Annotated in this window: 15 protein-coding genes; 7 read left to right on the forward strand and 8 right to left on the reverse strand. The window is 66.6% G+C overall.

What is annotated here, in order from left to right; all coding sequences use genetic code 11:
• Nucleotides 1–23 precede the first annotated feature (23 nt).
• The 7 genes from lptE to CVH10_RS02495 all read left to right on the forward strand — a co-directional run bounded on the left by lptE (nt 24) and on the right by CVH10_RS02495 (nt 5,194).
• Nucleotides 24–515 (forward strand): LPS assembly lipoprotein LptE, encoded by a 492-nt coding sequence (gene lptE / locus CVH10_RS02465; RefSeq protein WP_035596101.1) that lies wholly within the window; start codon nt 24–26, stop codon nt 513–515.
• A 7-nt stretch (nt 516–522) separates the two neighbouring features.
• The gene (gene holA / locus CVH10_RS02470; protein WP_035596103.1) at nt 523–1,581 is read left to right on the forward strand and encodes a DNA polymerase III subunit delta; all 1,059 of its coding nucleotides are present in this window, start codon (nt 523–525) and stop codon (nt 1,579–1,581) included.
• A gap of 83 nt (nt 1,582–1,664) precedes the next feature.
• Entirely contained in the window at nt 1,665–2,135 is a 471-nt protein-coding gene (locus tag CVH10_RS02475) for a molybdopterin-dependent oxidoreductase (RefSeq protein WP_146142903.1), read from the forward strand.
• Nucleotides 2,132–3,265, forward strand: a complete 1,134-nt coding sequence (locus tag CVH10_RS02480; RefSeq protein ID WP_106487718.1) for a diguanylate cyclase — start codon at nt 2,132–2,134, stop codon at nt 3,263–3,265. The genes CVH10_RS02475 and CVH10_RS02480 overlap by 4 nt, the downstream gene beginning before the upstream one ends.
• Before the next feature lie 113 nt (nt 3,266–3,378).
• Nucleotides 3,379–3,774 (forward strand): PA2779 family protein, encoded by a 396-nt coding sequence (locus CVH10_RS02485; RefSeq protein WP_035596105.1) that lies wholly within the window; start codon nt 3,379–3,381, stop codon nt 3,772–3,774.
• Between the two features lie 14 nt (nt 3,775–3,788).
• Nucleotides 3,789–4,760 carry a PA2778 family cysteine peptidase gene (locus CVH10_RS02490; protein WP_035596107.1) on the forward strand — a complete coding sequence of 324 codons (972 nt, stop codon included), beginning with the start codon at nt 3,789–3,791 and terminating at the stop codon, nt 4,758–4,760.
• Nucleotides 4,757–5,194 carry a DUF488 domain-containing protein gene (locus tag CVH10_RS02495; protein ID WP_035596110.1) on the forward strand — a complete coding sequence of 146 codons (438 nt, stop codon included), beginning with the start codon at nt 4,757–4,759 and terminating at the stop codon, nt 5,192–5,194. The genes CVH10_RS02490 and CVH10_RS02495 overlap by 4 nt, the downstream gene beginning before the upstream one ends.
• 80 nt (nt 5,195–5,274) lie before the next feature.
• Here CVH10_RS02495 and sthA read toward each other — a convergent pair whose 3' ends face one another.
• The 8 genes from sthA to CVH10_RS02535 form a co-directional block, all read right to left on the reverse strand.
• On the reverse strand, nt 5,275–6,666 hold the full coding sequence (gene sthA, locus CVH10_RS02500; RefSeq protein ID WP_035596113.1) for a Si-specific NAD(P)(+) transhydrogenase: 1,392 nt from the start codon (nt 6,664–6,666) through the stop codon (nt 5,275–5,277).
• A gap of 127 nt (nt 6,667–6,793) precedes the next feature.
• The gene (gene nqrM, locus CVH10_RS02505) at nt 6,794–7,051 is read right to left on the reverse strand and encodes a (Na+)-NQR maturation NqrM (protein WP_035596116.1); all 258 of its coding nucleotides are present in this window, start codon (nt 7,049–7,051) and stop codon (nt 6,794–6,796) included.
• Between the two features lie 188 nt (nt 7,052–7,239).
• Nucleotides 7,240–8,472, reverse strand: coding sequence for an NADH:ubiquinone reductase (Na(+)-transporting) subunit F (gene nqrF, locus CVH10_RS02510; RefSeq protein WP_046080207.1), 1,233 nt, complete (start codon nt 8,470–8,472; stop codon nt 7,240–7,242).
• A gap of 67 nt (nt 8,473–8,539) precedes the next feature.
• Complete coding sequence (gene nqrE / locus CVH10_RS02515; protein ID WP_046080206.1) at nt 8,540–9,157, reverse strand: NADH:ubiquinone reductase (Na(+)-transporting) subunit E; 618 nt, start codon at nt 9,155–9,157, stop codon at nt 8,540–8,542.
• A 1-nt stretch (nt 9,158) separates the two neighbouring features.
• Nucleotides 9,159–9,827 (reverse strand): NADH:ubiquinone reductase (Na(+)-transporting) subunit D, encoded by a 669-nt coding sequence (locus tag CVH10_RS02520; protein WP_046080205.1) that lies wholly within the window; start codon nt 9,825–9,827, stop codon nt 9,159–9,161.
• Nucleotides 9,828–9,829: 2 nt separating this feature from the next.
• Nucleotides 9,830–10,639 (reverse strand): Na(+)-translocating NADH-quinone reductase subunit C, encoded by an 810-nt coding sequence (locus CVH10_RS02525; RefSeq protein ID WP_106487719.1) that lies wholly within the window; start codon nt 10,637–10,639, stop codon nt 9,830–9,832.
• The gene (locus CVH10_RS02530) at nt 10,639–11,865 is read right to left on the reverse strand and encodes an NADH:ubiquinone reductase (Na(+)-transporting) subunit B (RefSeq protein ID WP_035596130.1); all 1,227 of its coding nucleotides are present in this window, start codon (nt 11,863–11,865) and stop codon (nt 10,639–10,641) included. The genes CVH10_RS02525 and CVH10_RS02530 overlap by 1 nt, the downstream gene beginning before the upstream one ends.
• The gene (locus tag CVH10_RS02535; RefSeq protein WP_046080202.1) at nt 11,865–13,214 is read right to left on the reverse strand and encodes a Na(+)-translocating NADH-quinone reductase subunit A; all 1,350 of its coding nucleotides are present in this window, start codon (nt 13,212–13,214) and stop codon (nt 11,865–11,867) included. The genes CVH10_RS02530 and CVH10_RS02535 overlap by 1 nt, the downstream gene beginning before the upstream one ends.
• Nucleotides 13,215–13,310 lie beyond the last annotated feature (96 nt).

The following is a 13,310-nucleotide window of genomic DNA, read 5'->3' on the forward strand; positions in this document are numbered from 1 at the left end:
CCGCCGGCCAAGGAGAGAGCCAAATGCAACGGCGTGACTTCCTGCGCTTCACCCTGGCCGGCGCCGCCGGCCTCACCCTCGGCGGCTGCGGCTTCCGGCTGCGCGGCTTCGACGAGCCGGCCCTGGACCTGGAGGCGCTGGCCGTGGCCGGCGCCTCCGGCGAGTTCTCGCGCCAGGTCACCCGGCGGCTCGAGTCCGCCGGCGTGGCCGTCCGCGACGACGCTCCGATGGTGCTCAATCTCGGCGCCGAGCGCATCGAGGAACAGCGCCTGGGCGTGCTCAGCAGCGGCAGCCAGGAGCGCGAGCTGACCCTGAGCGTGCCCTTCTCGGTCCAGCGCCGTCGCGACGGCGCCTACCGGCTCGACCAGCAGGTCGTGGAGGTCAGCGAGCGCTATTCGATCAGCGACAGCAACCTGCTGGTCGGCGACGAGCTGCGTGAAGCGGCCTCCGAGCGGCTGCGTCGGGAAGGCGTGCGGCGGCTGATGGATCGCCTGCGCGCCCTGTCACCGAACTGAGGTCGTCGTGAAGGTCTTTCCCGACAAGCTCGAGCCGGCGCTGGCCAAATCGCTGCCGCCGGTGGTGATCGTCGCCGGCGACGAGCCCCTCCAGCATCGCGAGGCCTGTGACGCCGTGCGTGCCGCGGCGCGCCAGGCGGGTATCGAGGAGCGCGAGGTGCTCCACGTCGAGGCCAACTTCGCCTGGGGGCGCCTGACCGAGGCGGCCGCCAGCCTGTCGCTGTTCGCCTCGCGCAAGCTCATCGAACTGCGCCTGGGCAACGGCAAGCCCGGCCAGGAAGGCGCCAAGGCGCTGCGCGAGTACGCCGAGGGCATGGCCGACAGCGACAACGTGCTGCTGGTGGCGGCCGGCAAGCTCGACTACCGCGAGCAGAAGAGCGCCTGGTTCAAGGCGCTCGACAAGGCCGGCCTGTTCGTCCCGGTGTGGCCGGTGGACGTCTCGCGTCTGCACTTCTGGCTGCGCGATCGCGCTTCGCACCACGGCCTGAACCTCGATCTCGATGCCGCCCGCCTGCTCGGCGAGCGCACCGAGGGCAACCTGCTGGCCGCCGACCAGGAGCTGCAGAAGCTGGCCCTGCTCTCGCCGCCCGGCGCCCGTATCGCTCCCCAGCAGGTGGCCGGCGGTGTCGAGGACAGCGCGCGCTTCGATGTCTTCACGCTGATGGACGCCTGCCTCAAGGGCGAGCGGGCACGGGTCTCGCGGATCATGACCGGCCTGCGCGGCGAGGGCGTCGAGCCACCGATCGTGCTGTGGGCACTGACCCGAGAGCTGCGGCTGCTGCTGTCGTTGCATCAGCATCTCGATCAGGGCCAGAGCCTGGAGCACGCCTGCAAGGCACAGAAGCCGCCGATCTTCGACAAGCGCCGCCCTGCCTACCAGCAGGCCTTGAAACGCCTGCCCATGAAGCGCCTGCACAAGCTGCTGCTGTTCGCCCAGCGCCTCGACCTGTCGATCAAGGGCGCCGGCACCATCCCGCTGTGGGAAGGCCTGCACGACCTGGCCCTGACGCTGGCCGGCGGCCGCGGCCTGCTGGCCGAGTCGCCACACTCCTACCGCGTCGGTTGAATCGACAGGGCACGGTCTCCACGCCCACAGGCACCAGGCTTCGGGGTATGATAATCGGCATCCCCTTGTTGAGGCATTGCACGATGTTCCCACGACGCCTGATGCTCTCCGCCCTGCTCGCCGCCGCCCTCTGCCCCGCCGTCGCGTCGGCGGCAGAACCGATCCTGGACATCCGCACCGGTACCGAGACGCGCCAGCTGACCCTCGAGGAGATCGAGCGAAGCGACGCCGGCCAGGTGACGATGCGCCACTTCGAAGGCCCCGAAGGCACCTTCAGCGGCGTCTGGCTGGATGACTTCCTCGAGGACCAGCAGCTCGACGAGGCCTCGCGGCTGCGCTTCATCGCCCTGGACGACTACACCAGCTTCCTCACGCCTGCCGATCGCGAGGCCCGGCGTTTCCTGCTGGCCACGCGGCTGGACGGCGATCCCCTCACGCCGGAGGAGCTGGGGCCGCTGATGCTGATCGTACCGGCGGATGCCGAGGCGACACTGACCGGTGAAGCGCCGATGAGCCAGTGGATCTGGGCCATCGGCGAAATCCAGGCGCGGTGACCCCGGCTCCCGGCCTGCGCTCCGGCCTGCTGGCGGGCTTCTGCCTGCTGGCGGCGCTCGGCGCCATCGTGGCCGGCGCCTTCAGCCTCCAGGCCGGTCGCCACCTTGGGGCCGACTATTCGGCCCTGGCCGGAGACCTGGTGCGCGCCCAGGAAGACACCGCCGAGCTTCGGCTCGAGCTGAACGCCTTGCGCAACCACCCCCAGCATCGCTGGCATCTGACGCGGATCGCCAGCCTGGTGGCGCGCGTCCCCGAGCGGATCGGCACCATCCGCCAGGGGCTCTCGCGCAGCGAGATCAGCGAGGCACGCTATGCGCCCATGCTCGCGGAACTCTCGCAGGCGGAAACCTTGTACCAACGGCTGGCATCGGTGATCGCTGCGCCGGACGGTGGCACCGACATGGATGTCCCGCAGCTTCATCGCCTGGGGCACGAGCTGGAGAGCACGCTCGCCTGGACCTACAGCAGCCTGCTGGAGGATGTTCACCGTGCCGCCGCCGATCAGCAGCGACTGATGAAATGGCTGAGTCTGGCGGTGGTCCTGCTGGTCATCCTGGTGCTGCTGGTGGCCGCCGCCTTGATGCTGGCGCTGGCACGCATCCATCGCCAGTGGCGGTCGCTGCGCGAACTGAGCGTCACCGACGAGCTCACCCGGATCGCCAATCGCCGCCGCCTGTGGGAGGTCGCGGAACGCTATCTCGAACTGAACCGCCGCGACGGCGGCGAGCTGAGCCTGCTGCTGATCGATCTCGACCACTTCAAGCGGATCAACGACCGCTACGGCCACCCGGCCGGCGATGCGGTGCTGCAGGCCGTGGCGGCCGAGTTCGCCCGCCTGGGGCGGGAATCGGATCTGGTGGCACGGCTGGGCGGCGAGGAATTCGCCGTGCTGATGCCGAACACCGGCCTGGAGGGCGCCCGACAACTGGGCGAACGGCTACGCCAGGCCACGGCCGGCCTGCCCCTGCCCGGCCAGGCCGGCGAGCAACGGCTGACCATCAGCCTGGGCCTGGCCACGACCCGAGGCGGCGGGGACACGCTGGCTCAGCTCTACTCGCGCGCCGACAGGTGCCTTTACCGTGCCAAGCAGAACGGACGCAACCGGTTGGAAATCAACGCCCAAGCGTGAAACCGGCCGCCCTTATCCCCTATACTGTCCCCGCATCGCCGCCGGCATGGCGCAAGGACGCCCATGTGGAGCGACATCGAGCCGGACCATCCCGATACACAAGGAATGCCAGCATGAAACGACTCACCCGACTCCTCAGCCCGCTCCTGATCCTCGCCCTGGTGCTCGGCAGCCTGCCGGCCGTGGCCGCCGTGCCTGCCGCCGACCAGGGGCTGGTCGGCACCACCTCGGTGCTCGACGCCCAGGCCAGCCAGCAGGATCGCGACAAGATCCGCCGAGTCCTGGCCCGCGAGGACGTGCAGCAGCAGCTGCTGCTCCAGGGCGTCTCCCCGACCGAGGTGGAAAACCGCGTAGCCGCCCTGTCCGATGCCGAGGCCCGCGAGATGGCAGACCGCCTCGACCAGATGCCCGCCGGCGCCGGCGTGGTCGGTGCCCTGTTCGCGGTCTTCATCATCCTGCTGGTGACCGACATCCTCGGCCTCACCGACGTCTACCCGTTCACCCGCTAAGCCGGGAGTTCCCCATGACCGGCCTATTCTCTACAGCCGGACGCAAGAACGCCCGCCCCGCGGGCGTTCTTGCGTTGGTGCTGACGCTTCTGCTGCTGACGGGCTGCGCCACCGCTCCGTCGCTTTCCCCCGCCACCCGCCAGGCACTGCCGTCGATGGCGCTCAACGAGGCGGTACCCTTCCACGGCCAGCGCGACTACCAGTGCGGCCCGGCCTCGCTGGCCATGGCCCTCGAGGCCGCCGGCCTCGACGTGAGCGTGGACGAGCTGATCCCCCAGGTGTTCCTGCCCGGCCGCGACGGCAGCGTGCAGCCGGAAATGCTGGCCACGGTGCGTCGCCACGGGCTGATTCCCTTCCGCCTCGACGGAGGCTTCGCGGGCCTGCTCGATGAGCTCGCCGCCGGCCATCCGGTGGTGGTGATGCAGAACCTGTCACTACCGGCCTGGCCCCAGTGGCACTATGCCGTCGCCATCGGCTACGACCTGCCGGCCGAGGAGCTGGTGCTGCATACCGGCATGACACCGGAGCGCGCCATCGACTTCGGCCGTTTCGATGCCACCTGGGCACGCAGCGACCGCTGGGCCTTCGTCGCCCTGCCGCCCGGCGAGCTGCCGGCCGATGCCGGAGTCGAGAATGCCACACAGGCCATCGCCGATTTCGAGACCCTGAACGGGAGCGAGGACGCCCTGCCCGCCTGGCAGGCCCTGGCCGAGCGCCATCCCAAGGCCGCCACGGTGCGCTTCGCTCTGGGTAACGCGCGACACGCCACCGGCGACGCCGACGGCGCCATGAGGGCTTTTCAGGCCGCGGTCGACGCGGACCCGGAGCTCGCGCCGGCCTGGCTGAACCTGGGCATCGTCGCCGCCGATCAGGGGCGCCTCGACACCGCCCGGACGGCCCTGTCGCGTGCCGCGGCACTGCCCGGCCCCTGGCAGGCACGCGCCCGACAGGAACGACAGGCGCTGGAGACGGAGGGCGACGCATGAGTGCGGATATCGTCCTCAAACGGATCTACCAGGCACCCGAGCCCGACGACGGCGCCAGGGTATTGGTCGACAGGCTGTGGCCGCGCGGCAAGCGCCGCGAGTCGCTGGCGCTGGCCGACTGGTATCGCGACGCCTCGCCCTCGCCCACCCTGCGGCGCCAGTTCCATGAGGGGGAGATCAGCGATGCCGTGTTCGCGGTACGCTATCGCGGCGAACTGCGCGACCATCCTGACGTCCTCGTGCCACTCATGCGCCACGCCAGGGCCGGACGCCTGACGCTGCTCACGGCGGTCCGGGAGCTGGACGACTCCTATCTGACGATCCTGCGCGAGGCGCTGCTCAGGGCACTGGAGGAAGAGGATGTCCTGGATCGAGAACCCAGCTCGCCGCCATGCTATGGACATCCGCGGCCCGAGCCGCCCGCCAGCGACTGACCTCAACCACTGGCCTAAACGACCGACGGCGCCCCGAGGGGCGCCGTCGTTTCATGCGGCCGACGACTTCCCGGCAGCCGTCAGAACAGCCGATTCAACCCGTTCTGTGCCGCCACCCGATAGGCCTCGGCCATGGTGGGGTAGTTGAAGGTGGTGCTGACGAAGTACTCGAGGGTGTTGGCCTCGCCTTCCTGCTGCATGATCGCCTGGCCGATATGGACGATTTCCGAGGCCTGGTCGCCGAAGCAGTGGATACCGTAGATCTCCAGTGTGTCCTGATCGAAGAGGATCTTGAGCATGCCCACCGTGTCGCCGGTGATCTGCGCCCGGGCGGTGTCCTTGAAGAACGCCTGCGCCACCTCGTAGGGCACCTTGGCCTCGGTAAGCTCGCGCTCGTTGCGACCAAAGGAGCTGATCTCCGGAATCGTGTAGATGCCGGTCGGTACCTCGGTGACGTAGCGATACTCGCGATCGAGAAGCCCGTCGCAGGCATTCAGCCCCTGATCATAGGCCGCGCTGGCGAGGCTCGGCCAGCCGATGACGTCGCCGGCGGCATAGATATGCGGGATCGCCGTGCGATAGTGATCATCGACCTGCAGCTGACCACGGCCGTTGGCCTCGAGGCCGACGTTTTCCAGCCCCAGCTCGTCGGTGTTGCCGGTGCGGCCGTTGGCCCACAGGAAAGCGTCGGCGCGCAGCCGCTTACCGGACTTGAGGTACACGGTCACGCCGGACTCGTCGCCTTCGACCCGCTCGTATTCCTCGTTGTGGCGGATGAGCACCCCGTGCTTGCGCAGGTGGTAGGACAGCGCATCGCTGATCTCGTCGTCGAGGAACGACAGCAGGCTGTCGCGGCTGTTGATCAGATCGACCTTGAGCCCCAGGCCCGAGAAGATCGAGGCGTATTCGCAGCCGATCACGCCGGCGCCGAAGATGATCATGGTGCGCGGGGTGTGGTTGAGTCCGAGGATGGTGTCCGAGCAGTAGATGCGCGGGTGCTGGAAATCGATGTCGGCCGGCCGGTAGGGCCGCGAGCCGGTGGCGATGATGATCCGCTCGGCTACCAGCTCGTCGGCGCTCTCGCCCTCGCCGCGCACGATCAGGGTATGGGCGTCCTTGAAGCGCGCCACGCCGCTGAACAGATCGATGCGATTGCGCGCATAGAAGTTGGTCCGCATCGCCACCTGCTGGTCGATGGTGACGCGGGAACGCTCCATGACCTTCGGAAACGAGAACCAGCGCGGCTCGCCGATGTCCCTGAACATACGATTGGTGTTGAACGACAGGATCTGCTTGACCTGGTGGCGCAGCGCCTTGGAGGGAATCGTGCCCCAGTGGGTGCAGTTGCCGCCCACCACGGGCTGCTTCTCCACCACCGCCACGCGCTTGCCGTGCTTGGCCGCATTGATGGCCGCGCTCTCGCCAGCCGGCCCGGTGCCGATCACCACCACATCGTAGTTATGGACTGCCATGAAGCCTTCGCTCTCCTGTTTGCCTGAAAAAGACGGGGGACGGTCGTCATCGACGTACCGAAACGCGAAAGGGCGAGGAGCCCTGCCACGTCGCTCCTCGCCCCTCGCCCGGATGGGTCCGATGCGACTAGCGGCGGGTCGCGTCGTAGCCGAGATCCGCCCCGCGGCTCTCGTCGCTGCGGCGGCGGGCGCTACCCTGGCGCTTGCGGTTTTCCTCTTCGCAGACCTCGTCCTGGCCGCCGCAGACCTCGCAGCCTTCCTTGAGGCCGAGCTTGTTGAGTCCGCCGCAGCTGCCGGCGATCGGCTTCCGGGCGACGATGACGCCGATGGCCATGGCGGCCATGATCACCAGCATGAAGGCCAGTACCACGAGAAAGGTGCCCATAGAGTGCTCCATCGAATTCGCTGAGAGGGTGTTGCCCTTGGGACCACGTCAGCGCCGCGGTGATCCCCGGGAAGGGCTGCCACTGAAGGGTGCCGTCGCCTGATATGCCGCCTGACGGGCGGCATATCAGGCGGCGGAACCAATCAGGGCTGGCCCGGAGGCCAGCCCTGACGGTCGCCGTGGGGCGATCAGCCGCCGAAGTCGTCGAGCATGATGTTCTCGGGTTCGACCCCGAGATCCAGCAGCATCTTGATCACGGAGGCGTTCATCATGGGCGGTCCGCACATGTAGAACTCGCAGTCCTCGGGAGCCGGATGGTCCTTGAGGTAGTTCTCGTAGAGGACGTTGTGGATGAAGCCCGTCGGGCCTTCCCAGTTGTCCTCGGGCTGCGGATCGGACAGCGCCAGATGCCAGTCGAAGTTGTCGTGCTCCTCGGCCAGCTGGTCGTACTCTTCGTTGTAGAAGGTCTCGCGCCAGGAGCGCGCGCCGTACCAGAAGCTGATCTTGCGCTTGGTATCGAGGCGCTTGAGCTGGTCGAAGATGTGGCTGCGCATCGGCGCCATGCCGGCACCGCCGCCCACGAACACCATCTCGGCGTCGGTGTCCTTGGCGAAGAACTCGCCGAAGGGCCCCATCACCGTGACCTTGTCACCCGGCTTCAAGCTGAAGACATAGGTGGACATCAGGCCCGGCGGATGATTGGTGTTGGGCGGGGGTGTGGCGATACGGATGTTGAACTTGAGGATGCCCTTCTCTTCCGGGTAGTTCGCCATGGAATAGGCCCGGATGATTTCCTCGTCGTTCTTGTGGGAGACGTTGAACAGGCCGAACTTCTCCCAGTCGCCGCGGTACTCTTCCTCGATGTCGAAGTCGGAGAACTTGACGTCATAGGGCGGCGCCACCAGCTGCACGTAGCCGCCGGCACGGAAGGCCACGTCCTCGCCTTCGGGCAGGCGCAGGTTGAGCTCCTTGATGAAGGTGGCGACGTTGGGGTTCTCGATGACCTCGCATTCCCACTTCTTGACGCCGAAGACCTCCTCGGGCACCTCGATCTTCATGTCCTGCTTCACCGGCACCTGGCAGGACAGGCGCCAGCCTTCCTTCTTCTCGCGCAGGGTGAAGTGGGACTCCTCGGTGGGCAGGATGGAGCCACCGCCCTCTTCCACGCGGCACCGGCACTGGGCGCAGGAGCCACCGCCGCCGCAGGCGGAGGACAGGAAGATGCCGTTGGCGGCCAGGGTGTTCAGCAGCTTGCCGCCGGCCTGGGTGGTCAGGGTGTGATCGGGATCTTCGTTGATCTCGATGGTCACGTCCCCGGTGCTGACGAGCTTGCTGCGGGCGGCCAGGATCACCGCCGTCAGACCGATGATGATCACGGTGAACATGACCACACCGAGCAAGATGACTGTTGTATCAACCATGTCGGTTTCCTATTGCTAGCATTGACTGGTCACCGGCGGCGCGCCACACGCGCCGCCGGAAGCCGCCTCAGAGCTGAATGCCGGAGAAGGACATGAAGCCCAGCGACATCAGGCCCACCGTGATGAAGGTGATGCCCAGGCCCTGCAGGGAGGCCGGCACGTCGCTGTACTTGAGCTTCTCGCGGATACCGGCCAGCGCAGTGATGGCCAGTGCCCAGCCCACCCCTGCGCCGAGGCCGTAGACCACGGATTCCCCGAGATCATAGTTGCGCTCGGACATGAACAGGGTCGCGCCGAGGATCGCGCAGTTCACGGTGATCAGCGGCAGGAACACGCCCAGAGCGTTGTAGAGCGCCGGCACGTACTTGTCGAGGAACATCTCGAGAATCTGCACGATGGCCGCGATCACGCCGATGTAGCTCAGGTAGCCGAGGAACGACAGGTCGATGTTCTCGGCGCCGGCCAGACCGGTCCAGGTCAGGGCACCCTCTTCGAGCAGGTAGGTCAGCAGCAGGTTGTTGACCGGCACGGTGATGGTCAGCACCACAATGACCGCGATGCCCAGGCCGAAGGCCGAGGAGACCTTCTTGGACACCGCCAGGAAGGTACACATGCCCAGGAAGAACGCCAGGGCCATGTTCTCGACGAAGACCGAGGCGACGAACAGGCTCAGATAGTGTTGCATCTTATACGGCCTCCTTCGGCTGGGTGTTTTCCTTCATCTTGAACTCGTTTTCCTCGACCTGTTCCGGGTTGATGGCACGCAGCACCCAGATGATCAGGCCGATGATGAAGAACGCGGACGGCGGCAGCAGCATCAGGCCGTTGGGCACGTACCAGCCACCGTTCTGCACGGTCTCGAGCACGGTGAAGCCGAACACGCTGCCGGAACCGAACAGCTCGCGGAAGAAGCCGACGGTCATCAGGATGAAGCCATAGCCGATGCCGTTGCCCACGCCGTCCAGGAAGGACAGGCCCGGGCCGTTGGTCATGGCGAAGCCTTCGGCGCGGCCCATCACGATGCAGTTGGTGATGATCAGGCCGACGAAGACCGACAGCTGCTTGGACATCTCATAGGCATAGGCCTTGAGGATCTGGTCCACCACGATCACCAGCGAGGCGATGATCGTCATCTGCACGATGATGCGGATCGACGACGGAATGTGGTTGCGGATCAGCGAGACGAAGAAGTTCGACAGCGAGGTGACGAAGATCACCGCCAGGGACATGACCAGCGACACGCTCATGCTGCTGGTCACCGCCAGCGCGGAGCAGATGCCCAGGATCTGCAGCGCGATGGGGTTGTTCTTGAAGATCGGCGTTACCAGGACGCCCTTGGGAGTCGGTGCAGACATCATCAGGCTCCTTCAGTGTCGGTGGAGGCATCCTGCACGGTCTCACGCTCGATACCGCTGCGGAACCGGGCGAGGTACTCGCCGAAGCCCTCGGGGCTCAGCCAGAACTGCAGGAGGTTGGTGACGCCCTTGCTGGTCAGCGAGGCGCCGGAGAGCGCATCGACCTCGGTCTCGCCGCTGGCGCCGCCCTTCACGAGAGCGATGTCAGGCTGGACGCTGTCGGCCTCGGCGAAGATCTCCTTGCCGTCCCACTGAGCCTTCCAGCGCGGGTTGTCGACCTCGCCGCCGAGACCCGGGGTCTCGGAGTGAGAGTAGAAGGTGATGCCTTCGATGGTGTTGCCATCGCCCTGCACCGCCAGGTAACCGCGCATCAGGCCCCACAGGCCCTGGCCGCGCACCGGCAGGATGACCTGCTCGGGATCGTCCGGGTCGCCGACCAGGTAGACGGTAGTGTAGTTCTCCTGGCGCGACAGGCCGGCGATATCCTTCTCCCCGGAAAGGGTACGGGACTGGGCCGGATCGCGGGCCGCCTGGAAGCTGTCGTAGGTGGCCGCATCGAACTGGTCGGTGTACTCGCCGGTGCGCAGATCGACGACGCGCGGCGTGACCTGTTCGAAGGCCTCCTCGACGTCGGTGCCGGGCTCATAGAGCCCCGCCACGTCAAGGATGTTCGACTTGCGGTCCAGCTCCTGGTTGAGCTGCTGCTTGGCACGCAGGCCGACCGCGGCGGTGGAGACGATCACCGAACACACGATGCAAAGTGCGAACGCCACCGTCAGGATCTTCTTGATGGAGTTGTTGCTCTGTGCCATCAGGCGTTCTCCTCGGCCGGCACACCGGTGCGCTGCTGGCGGCGCTTGATGTTGGCCTGAACAAAGAAGTGGTCGATCAGCGGGGCGAACAGGTTGGCGAACAGGATCGCCAGCATGATGCCCTCCGGGAAGGCCGGGTTGACGACGCGGATCAGCACGGTCATGACACCGATCAGGGCACCGAAGATGAAGCGGCCCTGGTTGGTCATGGAGGCGGAGACCGGGTCAGTGGCCATGAACACCATGCCGAAGGCGAAGCCGCCGATCACCAGGTGCCAGTACCACGGCATGGCGAACATCGGGTTGGTGTCGGAGCCGATCAGGTTGAACAGCAGGCTGGTCGCCACCATGCCCAGGAACACGCCCAGCATGATCCGCCAGGACGCGATCTTGGTCCACAGCAGCACCGCAGCGCCGATCAGGATGGCCAGCGTCGAGGTCTCGCCCACCGAGCCCGGGATGAAGCCGTAGAAGGCGTCCCACCAGCTGAACTGGTCGGTCAGCGCGCTCATGCCGCTCTGGAAGGCGGTGGAGAGCGCGGTGGCGCCGGTGTAGCCATCGGCGGCCACCCACACGGAGTCGCCGGAGATCTGTGCCGGATAGGCGAAGTACAGGAAGGCACGACCGGTCAGCGCCGGGTTGAGGAAGTTCTTGCCGGTGCCGCCGAAGATCTCCTTGCCGATCACCACGCCGAAGGTGATGCCGAGCGCCACCTGCCACAGCGGGATGGTGGCCGGCAGGATCAGGGCATACAGCACGGAGGTGACGAAGAAGCCCTCGTTGACCTCGTGGCCGCGCTTGACGGCGAACAGCACTTCCCAGAAGCCACCGACCGCGAAGGTCACCAGGTAGATCGGCAGGAAGTAGGTGGCGCCAAGCACGAAGTTGCCCCACAGGCTGCCCGGATCGTGGCCGCCCGCCAGCGTCATGACGATGGCCTCGCGCCAGCCACCGGCGGCGCCGAAGCCGTCGGCGATGGCCACGTTGGCCTGCCAGCCGGCGTTCCACATGCCGAAGAACATGGCCGGGAAGGTGCAGAACCACACCGTGATCATGATGCGCTTCAGGTCGATGCCGTCACGCACGTGGGCCGTGGTCTTGGCGACGCTGGGCGGCGTGTAGAAGATGGTGTCCACCGCCTCGAAAAGCGGGTAGAACTTCTCGTACTTGCCGCCCTTGTGAAAGTGCGGCTCGAGATTCTCGAGTGTCTGTCGGATACCCATCATCAGGCCTCTTTCTCGATCATGGTGAGGTTATCGCGCAGGATGGGACCATACTCGTACTTGCCGGGGCACACGTAGGTGCACAGCGCCAGGTCCTCCTCATCCAGCTCCAGGCAACCGAGCTGCATGGCGGTCTCGATGTCGCCGACGATCAGCGAGCGCAGCAGCTGGGTGGGCAGGATGTCCAGCGGCATCACTTCCTCGTAGGCCCCCACCGGCACCATGGCCCGCTCGGAACCGTTGGTGGAGGTGGTCGGTGCGTAGTTCTTGAGGCCCTTGATGCGCGACAGGTAGATGCCCAGCACCGAATGGCGGTTCGAACCCGGCGACAGCCAGCCCATGAAGCTGCGCTTGTTGCCTTCCTCGAGCAGACTGAGCTGGGTGTTGAAGCGACCCACGTAGCGCAGGCTGCCCTCGGCGGTGAAGCCGGAGAACACCGAGCCGGAGATCACTCGCGTGTCATCGGGCTCGCGGACCTCGCCGGCCAGCAGCTCTTCGGTGCTGGCCCCGACGCGGGTGCGCAGCAGGCGCGGCTGCTCGGCACGCGGACCGCCCACGGCCACCACGCGGCTGACGTCGAGCTTGCCCTCGGTGAACAGCTTGCCGAAGGCGATGACGTCCTGGTAGCCGATGTGCCAGACCTTCTTCTGCAGGCCCACGGGCGAGAGGTGATGGATGTGCGTGCCGACCAGGCCGGCCGGATGCGGGCCGCCGAAGCTCTCGGCCTGCACGCCCTGAACGTCGCCTCCCGGGAGCTCAGCGCCCTGCGCGCCGCACAGGAAGACCTTGCCTTCGGTCAGACGCGTCAGCACCTTGAGGCCGTCCTCGAAGGCCTGGGACTCGGCCTGGACGATCGTGGCGGGGTCGGCGGACAGCGGATGGGTATCGATGGCGGTGACGAAGATGTCGTTCGGCACACCATCGATGGCCGGCGTGCGGGAGAAGGGACGGGTGCGCAGCGCGGTCCAGAGACCGGATTCGACCAGCTGGTCGACCACTGCCTGACGCTCCAGGGAGGCCAGCTTGTCACGGCTGTAGGAGGCGAATTCCACTGCGTCTTCGGACTCGTCGACCTTGATCACCACGGACAGCAGCCTGCGCTTCTCACCGCGGTTGATGGCGACGACTTCACCGCCGGCCGGCGCCGTGAAGCGCACGCCATCGATCTTCTTGTCCGTGAACAGCAGGTCGCCCAGCTTGACCTTGTCCCCCTCTCGAACCTCCATGGTCGGCTTCATGCCGATGTAGTCGGTACCGAGAACCGCCACGTGGCGCACCGGACGCGCGTCTTCGACACGCTGCTCCGGGGCTCCCGTGATGGGGAGATCCAGGCCTTTCTTGACTTCGATCATAGTCTCGCCCAGTTGATGGATCTGATATACGAAGGAAAGGGGTGCGATTGGATCGGATTCTTGTGAGTTGTTCAGAATGTAACCAGTCGGGCCCGA

The sequence above is a fragment of the Halomonas sp. ND22Bw genome (assembly GCF_003011945.1).
In the GTDB taxonomy this organism is placed as follows: domain Bacteria; phylum Pseudomonadota; class Gammaproteobacteria; order Pseudomonadales; family Halomonadaceae; genus Halomonas; species Halomonas halophila.